We start from the raw sequence: 13623 nt of genomic DNA, 5'->3' as shown, positions 1-13623 counted from the left end.
GGCCAGGAAATCCAGGCCAAGGTCATCCATGTCAGCGCTGAAGAGCGCCGTCTGGGCCTGTCCATCAAGCAGATCAAGGACGAAGAAGAACGCCGCAAGCCCAAGGAATTCCATTCCGGCCCGCAAGAAGCCGGTCAGAGCCTGGGCGACCTGCTCAAGCAGAAGTTTGAAGAAAGCGAAAACAGCTAGTCTGTTTCTGCTTCAAAATACAAAAGGGCGTTCCCGCAAGGGAGCGCCCTTTCTTGTTGCCTGCCAGCAACAGACCGCGAGGGTCTATCAAGCCGGGACGTACCCGTGGTCTCCACACGGGGTTGACGCCTTGCCCAGTGGCAAAACTAACGCCGCACGGGCTGGACATGCCCGCCTTCAGCCAAGGCTGGCTCACATAATAACCGTCATGATCACCGAGCCTGCCTGCAACCCGCTGGTCAAGCCAGCTTGAGCAGTGCGGCGCCACCAACAACCAGCAGCACAGAAAATCCGCGCAAGGGCGTAAAGCGCTCGTGCAGCAGCCACATGGCCAGCAGCATGCCAAAGATCACCGAGGTCTCGCGCAGGGCCGCTACAACAGCGATAGGCGCAAGGGTCATGGCCCACAGGGCAATGCCGTATGACCCCATGCTCGCAAACCCGCCAAACGTGCCGACAGCGAGCCGCTTACGGGCATAGCTTACGTAGCTCCAGCCATGCCGCCACAGGATGTAAACATGTACGGGGAGCGCGTTGATCAAAAAAATCCAGGTGGTGTAAGTGGCAGCGTTGCCGCTTTCGCGCGCACCAAGGCCGTCCGCCAGCGTGTACCCCATAATGACGCATGACGTGCGAAGCGAAATAAAAACTTCGCTCCAGCCATAGCCTCGGCGCATATTGTCCGTGGCAAGGCACAGAATCCCCGCGCAAAGCGTAAGCACGCCGCACCATGCGCCCACAGACATGTTCACGCCAAAGGCCAGCAGGGCCAGCGAGGTGAGCAAGGGCGCGCATCCGCGCATTATGGTGTAGGCAAAAGACATGTCTACCCGCTCATATGCGGCAGAAATGCAGATGTAATACCCAAGATGGCACAGGCACGACATGCCAAGGTAAGGCCACGCAGCCTGCGGCAGAGACGGCAAAAAAGGCAACAGGCACAACGCGCCCACGCAAGCGCCAAAGGCGTTCAATCCAGTTTCAAACAGCTTGTTCTCACCGCTTTTGACAATAATATTCCAAAGCGCGTGCAGAAATGCGGCAAAGAGAATGGCGAGCAATATTGATGGGGACATGGGCATTGCTACCTTTTTGCCGCGTGAATGCCAAGGCCGCGCCGCCCCCCCCACGCAAAAGGGGCAATAGCGTGAAGGCATACGCCCCATGCAAGCCACATACATTGCGGCAATGCGCCTACAATTGACAACGCGATTCTGTGCCCGTGCAAAAGGGCAAATCCCTTCGCGCAGACCATGTTGCGTGCTATCGTGAGCAGAACTGCGGCAGGCAATCGTTCCAGCTGCCTTGGCCCGCTGTTTCGCCGACTATGCTGTGCAGTGAGCGTCCTGCAAATATAACACGCAAAAGCCTTTATCTCTTTTGACTGCAAGAGCAAAAATCAATACGATTAAAATTCACAGCCGCCGCGCAGGTTCCGCACTCTTGCACGGCGCAATTTTTTTATCCTGCCCCAAACCAATCCCCCATGCGGAAGCAAACATGCAGAAAGTTCTCATCGTTGAAGACAGCCGGACAACAGCGCGCTTTATGGCGCACAATCTCAAGGAACAATTGGGGCTTTCTTACGAATGCGCCGAGAACCGCCAGCAGGCCTTGAAACTGCTGGAGGACAATCCTTCGCAGTACTTTCTCGCTCTTTGCGACCTCAACCTGCCCGATGCTCCCAACGGCGAAATTGTCCCTGCCATCCTTGCCTGGAACATCCCCGTGGTGGTTGTCAGCGCCCATTTTGACGAAGACATCTATAAACGCCTCATGCTGCAGGGTGTTACCGACTATATCGTCAAGCGTACCCCCGATGACATGATGTACCTCATGCGCGTGGTGAGCCGCCTGCGCGCCAACAGCGGCGTTGAAGCCCTGATTGTGGACGATTCCAACCTCTGGTGTATGCAGGTATCCGAGTTGCTGCGGCGTCAGCGCATCACGGCTTACACGGCAAGCAACGGCCTGGAAGCCCTGCAAATCCTCAAGGAGCATCCCGCCATACGCGTTGTGCTGGCAGACCACTACATGCCCGGCATGGACGGCATCAAGCTCACCGCCGCCATCCGCAAAACCCACACCATGGACGAGCTGTCCATCATTGTCATTTCTGTGGGTACGGACGCGGGAGCGCAATTTCTGCGTTCAGGTGCCAACGATTACGTGTTCAAGACATCCTCCTTTGAGGAACTTTTGTGCCGTATTTCCATGAATCTTGACATTCAGGATCTTATCCGCAAAAACCGCGCCCTTGCAGAGCGCGATGCCCTCACCAACCTGCTGGTGCGCCGTCAGTTTTTCTCTGAGGCGCAAGAGGCTGTGGCCGAGGCAAGAAAAGAGCGTCGGCCCCTGGCCGCCGCCATGATTGATGTGGATTATTTCAAGCAGGTCAATGACCGTTACGGGCACCTAGCGGGCGATATCGCCCTGCGGCAGCTTGGCGGCATGCTGCGCGACGAATTTCCCGAGCCCTACATATGCGGACGCTACGGCGGCGAAGAGTTTTGCGTGGTCGCGCCGAGCATGGATAAAAACGACTTTGCCCGAAGGCTTGAAAATTTTCGCACTTCCGTTAGTTCAAAACCAGTGCAGATCGGCGCGCTCAGCATAGCCATTTCAGTTTCCATCGGCATGGCCGAGCAAAAGGCCAGCGATCTCGAATCGCTCATCAACGCGGCCGATGCCCAACTCTACACAGCCAAACGGGAAGGGCGCGACCGCTTTATCTGGCAAGCATAAGCCAGCGCGGACGCGACACCATACTGAAACTCTCTTTGTTCAAAGGAACATCCATGCACTGCCAGAACCTTCTGTTCGATCCGGCCCGCATTCCTTCTCCCTGTTTTGTTCTGGACGAAGCGCAGCTGCTGGCCAATGCCGCCACTCTGGGCGCAGTTCAGGAGCGCACCGGGGCCAAGATTCTTCTTGCGCTCAAGGGATACGCAGCCTGGGCAACTTTTCCGCTCCTTTCGCGCACCAAGGGGCAAGGCCCCTTGTGGGGAGCCTGCGCAAGCTCCGTGGACGAAGCACGGCTGGCACGGGAGGACTTTGGCGGCGAGGTGCACGCCTTTGCCGCTGCCTGGAACCGGCGCGAGATGGCCGAACTGCTCACCCTTGTGGATCACCTGGTATTCAACTCCATTGCCCAGTGGCGCGAATTCGCCCCCGCAGTGGCCATGCAGAACAAGAGTCGCTGCCCGGACCGCCAGATTCAGTGCGGCCTGCGCATCAACCCTGAACATTCCGAAGGCGCAGCCGCCATTTACAATCCCTGCTCGCCTGGCTCCCGCCTGGGCATCAGACCCAAGGACTTTGATCCTGCGGCTCTGGAGGGCATTTCCGGGCTTCATTTCCACACACTGTGCGAACAGGGGGCAGACGCCCTTGAGCGCACCCTGACGGCAGTTGAGCGCCATTTTGGGCAGTGGCTGCCGCAGTGCCGCTGGATCAACTTTGGCGGCGGGCACCACATCACCAAACCCGGTTATGATCTCGATCTGCTTTGCCGTTGCCTGAACGACTGGCATGACCGCTACAACGCGCAGATATACCTTGAGCCGGGCGAGGCTGTGGCTCTGGACGCAGGCTGGCTTGTGGCAACCGTGCTGGATGTGGTGCAGGCCGACATGCCTGTGGCCATTCTTGATATCGGCGTTCCCTGCCACATGCCCGATGTCATCGAAATGCCCTACCGTCCGCGTGTGCGCTACGAATCTGCAAATGTGGCCGAACTGGCGGGCGAGGCCGGGGAACAGGCATGGACATGCCGCCTTGCCGGAAAATCCTGCCTGGCGGGCGATGTGGCCGGCGAATATTCTTTCAACGCGCCTCTTGTGCCCGGCCAGCGGCTGGTATTTGAAGACATGGCTATTTACAGCATGGTCAAAACCACCACATTCAACGGCCTGCGCCTGCCATCCATCGGCATTTGCGAAGCCGATGCGGCGGGCGACACGCGCTTTCGCATGTTGCGGGAATTTGGCTACCAGGATTTTAGAACGCGGCTTTCATAAGCGGACGAAACTGTCCCCGAATTATTCTATTTTAGAAAGCAGAAAGGCCCGGATGTTGATCCGGGCCTTTCATTTGTACTTCCCTGTGGGGGGGAGGACAGTGGAAAATCTGGAGGCATGCTCTCATGCCATAGCTAAATTACACGCCTTTGGCAGAGCAATGTCAAAAGAAACATTACTCCCGCATCAGGAGGCAGGAGCCTGAGCCGGGGAAAGGGCAGAACCATCTCTCGGCTGGACTGCGCTGCTGCCGGAAGGCTGGGGAGCATCCTGCGCGGGATGCGCGGCAGTGCCCGGCAATGCGACCTGCCCTGCCATCTCCGGACTTGGGCTCTCCTCCAGTTGCCAGGGGGTGCTGCTGCGCGCCAGAGGAATATCAGCCGACCCGGCAGGGAAGCTGTGCGGCGGCAGTTCTTCTGACTGATGCACGCCTTCAACCTGATGCCGGGCAACCATGGGAGGCTCATCCACGCCGGGTGCGCCACGCTTGACGCGCGTCATGAGCAGGCCGGGTTCAGGGTCCATAAGCCCCTCAAGATAGTCGGTCACGGTCACAAAACGCTGGCAACCGCCAGCGCGCAGATCACGAATGATGCGCGGCAGGTCGTCCACAGTGCGCTTGTGCGAATCGTGGAACAAAAAGATACCGCGCAGGGTACCCGGCGCGTAGACCGTGCCCCTGTTGTTGCGCAGGGTGGCGTAATTGTCTGGCAGGCGCTGCCAGTCGCGGCTGTCCATGGACCAGAGCATGAGGGAAAGCCCAAGACCGGCCGCAACTTTTTCAGTAGAAGCGTCATACGAGCCATAGGGCGGGCGCATGAACTGGGGCGAGGCCCCGAGGTTGCGCAAGATGGTATCTGTGCGCCGCAGTTCTTCTTCTTTGCGGGCAAGGCTGACCACGCGCAGATTGGGGTGCGAATAGGAGTGGTTGCCCACCTCATGCCCCTCGGCAATGACGCGCTTTACGATGTCGGGATGGCGCTCAGCCTGGTTGCCCAACATGAAAAAAGTGGCGGGGATGCCGTATTCTCCCAGCATGTCCAGCAGATGCGGCGTGTTTATCGACGGGCCGTCATCAAAGGTAAGGGCGCACAGGTTCTCCCGCATGGGTTGATCCATAATGGTGTTGCCTTCCACCACACGCGCCAGCGCCGACTGGGCAGCAAGCCCAACTGCAAAAAAGCAGGCCGCCAGACATATCTGCTTGAAAAAAAATCTCATTTCTCTTGTGCCTCAACAGCGAATTGCCCAAAACAGAAAACCGCCTCCACGGCGGCGCATCCACAGTGCTGCTTTTGCGCCGGAAGCGCGAAAACAGCGGCGTTCAGCGATCTGTAATGTGCTAAGGGAGGTCTAGCACTCCCCAAGAAGCACCGCAACACAAGCAAAAGGACATAATGGGGCATTTTTTCAACTTTTTCTTAAAAATCAGCATATTAAAATTTTTGCTTTGTAAAAATTTTTTTACTTTATTTTTTTCGCTTGACTCTGAAGGTGTGTTTGCGTAGAACTCATCTTCGCCGGGGGGGCAGTTAGCTCAGCTGGTAGAGCACCGCCTTCACACGGCGGGGGCCACAGGTTCAAGTCCTGTACTGCCCACCATCCCAAAAAACGGAGCGGTAGTTAAGTCGGTTATAACGCCGGCCTGTCACGCCGGAGGCCGAGGGTTCGAGTCCCTTCCGCTCCGCCAGAAGTCACCGGGAGGTCAGATCACTGACCTCCCGTTTCTTTTATCTGTAGCCCACCCACAATAAATTTAAGGGCCGCTCGCAGTTGCGGGCGGCCCTGTTCTTATCCATTATGAAAGCCTTGGGGCCTCGCCTTCAGTCCTTGCGGCTGCTCCCGCCGTCTGCAAGGAACCGCACAACGACCCTTTGTCCTATCAGCAGGCTGTCCGCCTCAAGGGTCGTCACCACTTCTACAACCCTTGTGTCTTGCTTTTCTGCCGGATCTTCCGGCGGCAGGCGCTGGCCCACTACCCTGCCTATGCGCAGCACTGTGCCGTTCATCGTGCGGAACTGATCGCTCTCGGGCACAATAAGTACATGCTGCCCCGGCGAGGCTTGCGACAAATACTGCTCGTCCAGTTCTGCCCGAACAATCAATGGGCTATTGGGCACAAAGCTGAACAGGGGGGTAACATTCAAGGTACTCACCCCGTTACCCGGCCGCGCCTGCCGCTGCACAATGCGGCCATCAAGCGGCGCAACAATCCTGTACTCGTTGACCTCATTCTGCGCGACCACTACGCGGGCACGGGCCACCTCCACTGCGGCAATACTACTGCGCAGATCGACTTCAGCCACCACAAGGGCATCACCCGCCTGATCAAATTCGCGCATGGCCACAGCCCTGGTCTTAATCATGGGTCGCAGACGTTCCAGTTCCCTCTGCGCCGCCCGCACCACGATTTCGTTGCGCCGCACCTGAAGCTCTGTATGCCTCAACTCCTGCTCTGCAAGATTCAGCCTGTTGCGCGCGAGGCTGTCATCCAGACAAGCCAGCACTCGGCCAGCCTGCACAGTTTCCCCTTCCTCGGCCATCACAGCGGTAATTACGCCGTCCCTGCGCGCGGCAAGCTTGATCACGCCCCCTTCCACATCCACACGGCCCTTGGCGCTGGCCAGCACCTCCGCGATTGGGGCAGAAGGCATTTCCTCCCCCTGACCGGCTGCCAGCAAAGACCCCCAGAACACGCACAGTATGATGCAGAGCACGGCTCCGCACATTTTTTTTGCACGCACGCTAAGACTGTTCATTTGTACTCCACGGAAATTACTTACGGATTACGGTGATCCTGCTTCAAAATGCCGTCTTCAAGATGAATAACCCTGTCGGCGTGGGAAAGCAGACGCGGGTCATGCGTGACGCCCAGCACGGTTGCGTTGTGCTGTCCGGCTATGCTTTGAAGCAGGGTTATGACGGTTTCGCTGTTGGCTTTATCAAGGGCAGAGGTTGGTTCATCGGCAAAAATCATCTGCGGCCTTTTGACAAGCGCGCGGGCTATGGCAACGCGCTGTTTTTCGCCGCCAGAAAGTTCAAGGGGCCGCAAATGGCAACGCCCGCCAAGCCCAACTTCTTCCAGAGCCTGCCTCGCTCTGTCTCTGGCCTCCTCCCCCTGGATGCCCATATACTGGAGGGGCAGGATTACGTTATCCAATGCGCTTAGCGAGCCGAAAAGATTGAAGCCCTGGAAGATGAACCCGCAATGTTCCAGACGGAACATATCCAGTTCCTTTTCACCCAGGCTCCACAATTTGGTGCCAAGAGCCATCACGCTTCCGGTATCTGGGTGCAGCAGGCCAGACAGCATGGAAAGCATGGTGCTTTTTCCTGAACCGGAAGGCCCCACAAGCAGGGTGAGTTCACCTGAGAACACATCGAGCGAACTCTGTTTGATCACCTGCTGCGAGATACTGCCTGAAACAAAGGCCTTTGATATGTCCGTGGCCTGTAATGTAGGGATTTTGGACACTGCAAGGCTCCTAGCGCAAAAGCGTGACAGGCTCGGTGTTGAGCAAAGGTTTAAGCGCAAGCAGACCGGAACCAACAGCAATGGCCATCATGATCAAGGCATTCCCTGCCAGCAGCCAGACAGGAAAAGCCATGGCGATATTGGCGCTCTCGCCCAACAGGGCAATGGCAACGGTGAGCGCAGCCGTGAGCAGCAGTCCAATAAAACCAATCCAGGCAGCCTGCTCGATGACCACGCAACGCAGGCTGTGCCTGGACACTCCCAAAGCCCGCAATGCCGCAAATTCTTTGATAGACGCGGTGATGGCCGCTGAAAGTGTCTGACTGGTGATTGCCACGCCCACAAGCAGGGCAAGCAAGGAAGCAAAGCCAGTCCCCACACCACTGCCTGATTCAAAAAGCCAGTAAACCTGGGACTGAACAGAAAAATCCTGAGCCTGCCACACGCTGTAGCGCGAAACAAGGCCAGAATCAGCAATTTCCTTCTGCACCAGTTCCGCGGCAAAGCCAGGCTTGAGACGCACCATGTAATACGTTGTCTGGTTGGCAGTTTCTGGAGCAAGCCGCCGTGCCGTAGCAAACGAGGCCAGCATGTTCACACCGCCAATGGCACGCAGCCCCTTGATTGTGCCGACGATGCGCGCCCTCTTGCCGTTGATTTCCACCAGAGTGCTGTCCTCTGCGCCAAGTTTGTTTGCATCTGCCACGTCAACGAGCACTGCATCGGGTTCGCGCAGCAAGGCACGCTGCCTTGGCGTGAGCAGCCGCGAAAAGGCCGAGGCTTCCCCGCTTGTATCAATGCCGTTGATAATCACGGAGACAGGCACGCCATCTGCCCTTCGCAGATCGCCGTAAGCGCTGACAAATCTTTCAACATAGGCAACGCCCGGATGCATCCAGGCTCTGGTGTCGGCGCTCTGGCTCACAGCCCGGCCAAGATCCACACTTGCAGTGTTGCGAAAACCAATCCACAGTTCTGCCGTTGACTGATCCAGCGGAACAGACACCGTATTGAACAAACCAAGTAATAGGGCGAGCTGCACCACAGTCAAAAGGCCGGCAAAGGTAACAGCCAGCACTGCAGCCAGATAGCGCCGCCACTCGTATAAAAGGCTCGAACGCGCGATGGAAACCATGCATGCCTCATTATAAACGGAGTACTCCGTCATCTTATTAAACTGACATCCGCACAGCACAAAATGTTGCGGATAAACCTAGCCGGTCAGAATAAAGCTTTTGATAAGGTCTGAGATGGCTTGAGCCGAGGCCTCGTAATCGATATCCATCCCGAGGTCTGCATCAAATTGCACCCCGGTATACACAATAAGCAACAGGTTGGCAGCACCCTTGGCGTTGAGATCGCGGCGCACCCAGCCTTCGGCCTGCCCTTGCGCCAGCAGAGCGGCAAGGGCCGCTTCCAGCTTGGCAGATGAAGTGGCGAGCTCCTTTCTGCCTTCCGGACTGCGAGAGAGTTCAAGCCAGCTCTCTGTTGCCAGCCCGTACCCGCCGGGACGTAGCATTTCTTGTAATTCTTCTGCCGTCAGCGTGGCCAGCCCCTCTACGGCCTGGCGCTGGGCCAGAGCAAACAAATCCTCGTCGTTGGCCTTCATTTCTGCCTCAACGATAGCCTCGATGATTTCTTTCTTCGATTTGAAATAACGAAACAGTGTTCCCGCGCTTGTTCCGGCCTCGATACAGATGTCTTCCGTTCTGGCAAGGTGAAAGCCCTTGGCCCGGAACACGCGGGCCGCAGCCTGCAAAATTTCCTCGCGCCGCTGGATTTCAAGCTTTTCATTTTTTGGTCGGGCCATGGGAGGTCTCCTGAACCTAAATTAATAAACGAAGCGCTCACTCCTATTATAAATTCTTTACCCGCATGTCAACAGCCATACTTCATCCAACCGACAATACCATTCAAACCTTGTTGATTGGCGAAAACAGACTCGCCTCGGGGAGATGCTTTATCTGCCCTAGAACCATGCTTGAGGGCTCACGGTTGAACCGATGTCAGCCTTCAATTATGCCGTCTTTCCATCCGGCTCTATTCATCCGCATTTTTCTTGCCGTACTCCTCGGCATATGCCGCCAGAATTTCAGCTATCATCCGGCCAAATCTGGGCTGCAATTCCTGGCAACGCGGAGTATTCTTGAGCGCAACACCGCTTCTCTCGCTGCGGATCAGGCCAGCCTCGCGCAATATTCTGAAATGCTGCGAAAGGGTCGACTTGGGTATGGCCCTGTCCGGCATGTTCAGGAAGTCAGAACATGTTTTGGGCGAATTTGAGCGTATGATTTCCTTGAGAATCTGTACGCGCACAGGATCAGAAAGGGCGTGCAGGAGACCTTCGACCGTTACGTCTTCAACAGCCGGATGGTGCAGGGTTTTCATCATTTTTTCCTGGTATAAAGGCAAGAGGACGGCGCAGACGTCAACCTGTGTACAGGTGATATTGACACCCTCCCTAATTGTTCATAAAAACGGAACTAACGAACAATGCGCGTATGCATTCCGCTAAACCAAACATATACTGGGGCTAGAGAGCATTCAAGCATGCATGCGCTGCATCCTTGCCCCAGGTGATCCCAGCGCAACAGGAGGTCGTATGAACAGACGCCAGTTTCTTCAACAGGCAGCAGTCGCTTCACTTGTTTTGCCCGGCGCGGCGCTGTTGCCGCAGCCTTCGCTTGCAGCTACGCCGCCCCCCGCGCCGTTTTACAGACAGGCGGGCTACTATTGGTTGCAACTGGGGGATGTGCATGTGGCGGCAATTTCTGATGGCACATTGAACAGCAACGCACGGCTGGTCAGTGCCAAACAGGATCAGGTAGAAGATGCCCTTAAAAAAGCGTATGTGCCCTCGCCCAGACCTACCTCAGTCAACGCCTTTCTTATCCTCGTCCAAAACCGGCGCATACTCGTGGACACTGGCTCCGGCAAGCTGCTCGGCCCGACCGTAAACAAACTTGCAGCCAGCCTTGAGGGGGCCGGATTTAAGCCCGGCGATATCACGGACGTTCTGCTCACGCACATCCACGGCGACCACTCTGGCGGACTCACGGTGGACGGCAAAAGAATTTTTCCCACCGCCACCGTGCATGTGAACCGCGTTGAGGCCGAATTCTGGCTCAGCGCTGCCCAAATGGAAAAATCGCCGGAATATTTCAGAGCCATGTTTGTGAAGGGGCAGGAATCGCTGGCCCCCTACCTCAGTGCAGGCAAGGTGGCACGGTTTGAAGCGGGCCAAATGGTGCTGCCCGGGATATACGCCGTGGCCGCACCGGGGCACACTCCTGGTCACACCTGTTACCTGCTCGAAAGCAACGGTGAAAAATTGTTGTTCTGGGGAGATACGGTTCATGTTGCCGAGGCGCAGTTTCCCCTGCCGGATACGGCTATTGAGTACGACTTTGACCCGGAGGGAGCCGTCAGGCAGAGGCAGCGTCTTTTTGCAGAAGCCGCAGCAAAGGGGCACCTTGTGGCTGGAGCGCATATTTCTTTTCCCGGTATTGGGCACGTGGGCAAGGCGGGGCAGGGGTATCAGTGGTTCCCCATCCCCTATGTCAACGATGCCGTCCCGAGTCCTGCAAAATAACAATGATCTTCTCTTGCCAGCCACAAACCAGCCTCACACCTCACAGCTTGTGTTTGCACGCGTAAATGCCTTGGGTGATCCCGCGAGGGATTGCCCAAGGCGGAATGGTGCCAACACTGTCAAAATTGCCGCACTCCCCCAATATTGGGTATCCTTAATGACATAAACTTACTGAAAAATTTAGCATTGGCAGATAATTTGCATAAGCAATTGCAGGTTTGCCACACGCATAACCGCACTGCAAGCAAGCGAGGACAGTATGACGCCGACAATCTGGTTGCTGGGACTTTCCGGCAGTGGAAAAACCACTCTTGGTTCACTGCTGCGCCTGTATCTTGACGGGCAGGGCTTTGACGTTGAATTCATCGACGCCGACACCTTCTGCCGCAGCAACGGACTGTCCGCCGCTACCCCTGAGGATCGCGTGCGCAATACCGATATCCTGCGCGATTACGCGCTGGGCATGCAGGCGCAGGGCAAAGTATGCGTGGTCGCCGCCGCCACCCCATACGAGAGCATGCGCCAGAGCAACCGGGCCATGCTGCCCATGTACCGCGAGGTATGGGTGCGCTGCTCACTGCAAACTTTGGTGCAGCGCGATGCCAAAGGCTTGTATGCCAAGGCTGAACGCGGCGACCTTTCGACCCTGGATTCAGTTTTTGACGCTTTTGACGAACCCCGTAGCCCCCACTGCATCATTGATACCGACAGGTATTCGCTGGTGGAATGCTATGAGCAACTGCGCGACCTCACGCTGGACGCCCTCGCGCAAGACCGCGAATGGGCAGACACCGGGCGCCGCATGTTGCCGCAGGCTTCGGGGCCGTTTATGAATGCCGCCATAGCCCTTTAACGGGGCGCACCTGACAACCTGCATAGACAGGTTCGGCGAAAGATGCCGCGCAGCACATGCCCAAGGCACGTATTGCGCGGCATCCTTAATTATCAGTGAGCTTGCGCTCTTGACCGCGGAGGCTCACCGCCCCGCTGTGCCGGAGAACTGCTGCGAAATGAACGCCGCGTAGTCGTCCGTCATGCCGGACACAAAATCCAGCACCCGCAGATAGGCCATATACAGGCTGTCTTCCCTGCTCGGGGCATTGGCTCCCATGAGCGTGAGGGCGCGTGTTTCCTGGTAGCTCATGGCATTGCCCTTGGTGAAGTTGAAGCAGGCAGGAATGAACACATCGAGCAACCGTCGATAGAGCGTGTAAGTGCCGATTTCCAACGCCGTCTTTTGCGGGTTGTTCATTATCTTGCTGTTAAAAACCCGCCCCGCCTCACGCATGAACCCGGCCACATCCTCGCGGGCGTGGTTCAGCAGGCAGCCCTCAAGCCGCCCTTCCATGATGGCTTCGTAATTGTCCATGAACGTCTGCGTGATGGACGGTATCATGCGGCCCATAGCCGTGGTGCGCAACATGCTGGTGCGTCTGCGGTCGGAATCCATGGAATCAAGGCGCGGATCGTCCAGACAGTTCACATCCAGCAAGGGCGTCATGGCGGCCTTAAAATCAGCATAGGTGATGATGCGCAACTCGCGCGCGTCTTCCATGTCGATAATGCGGTAGCAGATGTCGTCCGCCGCTTCCAACAGATATGAAAGCGGATGCCTGCGCCAGCCCGTGCCTTCCGCAAGCCCCATCGCGCCGAATATCTCGGCAAAAAGATCGCGCTCCGCCGTATAGAAATTGAACTTGCTCTTGCCCACGCCCTGCGCTTCATAGGCGGAACGCGGGTACTTCACCAGAGCGGCAATGACCGGGAAGGTCAGACGAAAACCGCCCCTGTCCTTGTTGTTTTCAAGCGCGTTGATAACGCGGAAGCCCTGGGCGTTGCCGTCAAAAGCCGTAAAATCGGCCCACTCTGCGGGCAGCAGATTTTTGAAATACTGCTCTTTATTGACGGAATCCTTGAACCAGTCGCGGATGGCCTCCTCGCCCGCATGGCCAAAGGGCGGGTTGCCTATATCGTGCGCCAGGCAGGCGGCCTGGATGATCTGGCCCAAGTGGTCAGGTGTGCAGCCTTCGGGCAGGTCGCCGCGCCGCCGCAAGGCATCGCCCACGCCAAGGCCAAGGGAACGCCCCACGCAACTCACTTCAAGCGAATGGGTAAGGCGGTTGTGAATATGGTCGTTGCGCACCAGCGGGTGCACCTGGGTTTTTCTTGCCAGCCTGCGGAAGGAACTGGAAAAGATGATCCGGTCATAATCCACCAGAAAGGGATTACGCACCGCGTCCAGCGTGTCGAGCTTCATGCCCGTGCCGGTTTTGCGGTTGGGGGCCAGCAGTTGCGCCCACTGCTCTTTGAATGTGCTCATAATGCCTCCTCCCCTGCATGTACGGCAT

Annotated in this window: 12 protein-coding genes, 2 tRNA genes and 1 pseudogene; 7 read left to right on the top strand and 8 right to left on the bottom strand. The window is 57.0% G+C overall.

Going from position 1 to position 13623, the window contains the following annotated elements; genetic code table 11:
• Nucleotides 1-189 (top strand): annotated as a pseudogene (locus VEZ52_RS03635) (30S ribosomal protein S1); the annotation flags it as partial.
• A 239-nt stretch (nucleotides 190-428) separates the two neighbouring features.
• On the opposite strand, the gene VEZ52_RS03630 reads toward VEZ52_RS03635, so the two are convergent.
• On the bottom strand, nucleotides 429-1265 hold the full coding sequence (locus VEZ52_RS03630; protein WP_324835575.1) for a DMT family transporter: 837 nt from the start codon (nucleotides 1263-1265) through the stop codon (nucleotides 429-431).
• A 424-nt stretch (nucleotides 1266-1689) separates the two neighbouring features.
• Between VEZ52_RS03630 and VEZ52_RS03625 the strand changes: the two genes are divergently transcribed.
• Nucleotides 1690-2934, top strand: a complete 1245-nt coding sequence (locus tag VEZ52_RS03625) for a diguanylate cyclase (RefSeq protein ID WP_324835574.1) — start codon at nucleotides 1690-1692, stop codon at nucleotides 2932-2934.
• A gap of 53 nt (nucleotides 2935-2987) precedes the next feature.
• On the top strand, nucleotides 2988-4208 hold the full coding sequence (nspC, locus tag VEZ52_RS03620) for a carboxynorspermidine decarboxylase (protein ID WP_324835573.1): 1221 nt from the start codon (nucleotides 2988-2990) through the stop codon (nucleotides 4206-4208).
• Between the two features lie 186 nt (nucleotides 4209-4394).
• On the opposite strand, the gene VEZ52_RS03615 is transcribed toward nspC, so the two are convergent.
• Nucleotides 4395-5429, bottom strand: coding sequence for a polysaccharide deacetylase family protein (locus VEZ52_RS03615; protein WP_324835572.1), 1035 nt, complete (start codon nucleotides 5427-5429; stop codon nucleotides 4395-4397).
• A 305-nt stretch (nucleotides 5430-5734) separates the two neighbouring features.
• Between VEZ52_RS03615 and VEZ52_RS03610 the strand changes: the two genes are divergently transcribed.
• Together VEZ52_RS03610 and VEZ52_RS03605 are read left to right on the top strand one after the other, a co-directional pair.
• Nucleotides 5735-5810 (top strand) — tRNA-Val (locus VEZ52_RS03610).
• An 11-nt stretch (nucleotides 5811-5821) separates the two neighbouring features.
• Nucleotides 5822-5898 (top strand) — tRNA-Asp (locus VEZ52_RS03605).
• Between the two features lie 133 nt (nucleotides 5899-6031).
• Here the strand turns inward: VEZ52_RS03605 and VEZ52_RS03600 are convergent.
• The 5 genes from VEZ52_RS03600 to VEZ52_RS03580 all read right to left on the bottom strand — a co-directional run bounded on the left by VEZ52_RS03600 (nucleotide 6032) and on the right by VEZ52_RS03580 (nucleotide 10071).
• Entirely contained in the window at nucleotides 6032-6967 is a 936-nt protein-coding gene (locus VEZ52_RS03600) for an HlyD family secretion protein (RefSeq protein ID WP_324835571.1), read from the bottom strand.
• Between the two features lie 20 nt (nucleotides 6968-6987).
• Nucleotides 6988-7683 (bottom strand): ABC transporter ATP-binding protein, encoded by a 696-nt coding sequence (locus VEZ52_RS03595; protein WP_324835570.1) that lies wholly within the window; start codon nucleotides 7681-7683, stop codon nucleotides 6988-6990.
• A gap of 10 nt (nucleotides 7684-7693) precedes the next feature.
• Nucleotides 7694-8818: an ABC transporter permease gene (locus VEZ52_RS03590; RefSeq protein WP_324835569.1), complete on the bottom strand. Its 1125-nt coding sequence runs from the start codon at nucleotides 8816-8818 to the stop codon at nucleotides 7694-7696.
• A gap of 78 nt (nucleotides 8819-8896) precedes the next feature.
• Nucleotides 8897-9493 (bottom strand): TetR/AcrR family transcriptional regulator, encoded by a 597-nt coding sequence (locus VEZ52_RS03585; RefSeq protein WP_324835568.1) that lies wholly within the window; start codon nucleotides 9491-9493, stop codon nucleotides 8897-8899.
• A 230-nt stretch (nucleotides 9494-9723) separates the two neighbouring features.
• Nucleotides 9724-10071, bottom strand: coding sequence for a helix-turn-helix domain-containing protein (locus tag VEZ52_RS03580; protein WP_324835567.1), 348 nt, complete (start codon nucleotides 10069-10071; stop codon nucleotides 9724-9726).
• Between the two features lie 214 nt (nucleotides 10072-10285).
• Here VEZ52_RS03580 and VEZ52_RS03575 point away from each other — a divergent pair, with 214 nt between their 5' ends.
• Complete coding sequence (locus VEZ52_RS03575) at nucleotides 10286-11275, top strand: MBL fold metallo-hydrolase (protein ID WP_324835566.1); 990 nt, start codon at nucleotides 10286-10288, stop codon at nucleotides 11273-11275.
• A 259-nt stretch (nucleotides 11276-11534) separates the two neighbouring features.
• Complete coding sequence (locus VEZ52_RS03570) at nucleotides 11535-12128, top strand: adenylyl-sulfate kinase (protein ID WP_324835565.1); 594 nt, start codon at nucleotides 11535-11537, stop codon at nucleotides 12126-12128.
• 123 nt (nucleotides 12129-12251) lie between these two features.
• Here VEZ52_RS03570 and VEZ52_RS03565 read toward each other — a convergent pair whose 3' ends face one another.
• Nucleotides 12252-13595 carry a deoxyguanosinetriphosphate triphosphohydrolase gene (locus tag VEZ52_RS03565; protein ID WP_324835564.1) on the bottom strand — a complete coding sequence of 448 codons (1344 nt, stop codon included), beginning with the start codon at nucleotides 13593-13595 and terminating at the stop codon, nucleotides 12252-12254.
• Between the last annotated feature and the right edge of the window lie 28 nt (nucleotides 13596-13623).

The organism is Desulfovibrio sp., assembly GCF_035644575.1.
GTDB lineage: Bacteria > Desulfobacterota > Desulfovibrionia > Desulfovibrionales > Desulfovibrionaceae > Desulfovibrio.
Note: the sequence above shows the minus strand (reverse complement) of the source record. Positions and strands in the feature narration are given on the sequence as shown.

What these genes read in the sequence shown, in the direction of transcription:
- VEZ52_RS03580 (WP_324835567.1), bottom strand. Translation starts at nt 10,071, where the DNA reads ATGAAAACCCTGCACCATCCGGCTGTTGAAGACGTAACGGTCGAAGGT.
- VEZ52_RS03615 (WP_324835572.1), bottom strand. Translation starts at nt 5,429, where the DNA reads ATGAGATTTTTTTTCAAGCAGATATGTCTGGCGGCCTGCTTTTTTGCA.
- nspC (WP_324835573.1), top strand. Translation starts at nt 2,988, where the DNA reads ATGCACTGCCAGAACCTTCTGTTCGATCCGGCCCGCATTCCTTCTCCC.
- VEZ52_RS03590 (WP_324835569.1), bottom strand. Translation starts at nt 8,818, where the DNA reads ATGGTTTCCATCGCGCGTTCGAGCCTTTTATACGAGTGGCGGCGCTAT.
- VEZ52_RS03625 (WP_324835574.1), top strand. Translation starts at nt 1,690, where the DNA reads ATGCAGAAAGTTCTCATCGTTGAAGACAGCCGGACAACAGCGCGCTTT.
- VEZ52_RS03565 (WP_324835564.1), bottom strand. Translation starts at nt 13,595, where the DNA reads ATGAGCACATTCAAAGAGCAGTGGGCGCAACTGCTGGCCCCCAACCGC.
- VEZ52_RS03585 (WP_324835568.1), bottom strand. Translation starts at nt 9,493, where the DNA reads ATGGCCCGACCAAAAAATGAAAAGCTTGAAATCCAGCGGCGCGAGGAA.
- VEZ52_RS03575 (WP_324835566.1), top strand. Translation starts at nt 10,286, where the DNA reads ATGAACAGACGCCAGTTTCTTCAACAGGCAGCAGTCGCTTCACTTGTT.
- VEZ52_RS03600 (WP_324835571.1), bottom strand. Translation starts at nt 6,967, where the DNA reads ATGAACAGTCTTAGCGTGCGTGCAAAAAAAATGTGCGGAGCCGTGCTC.
- VEZ52_RS03570 (WP_324835565.1), top strand. Translation starts at nt 11,535, where the DNA reads ATGACGCCGACAATCTGGTTGCTGGGACTTTCCGGCAGTGGAAAAACC.
- VEZ52_RS03630 (WP_324835575.1), bottom strand. Translation starts at nt 1,265, where the DNA reads ATGTCCCCATCAATATTGCTCGCCATTCTCTTTGCCGCATTTCTGCAC.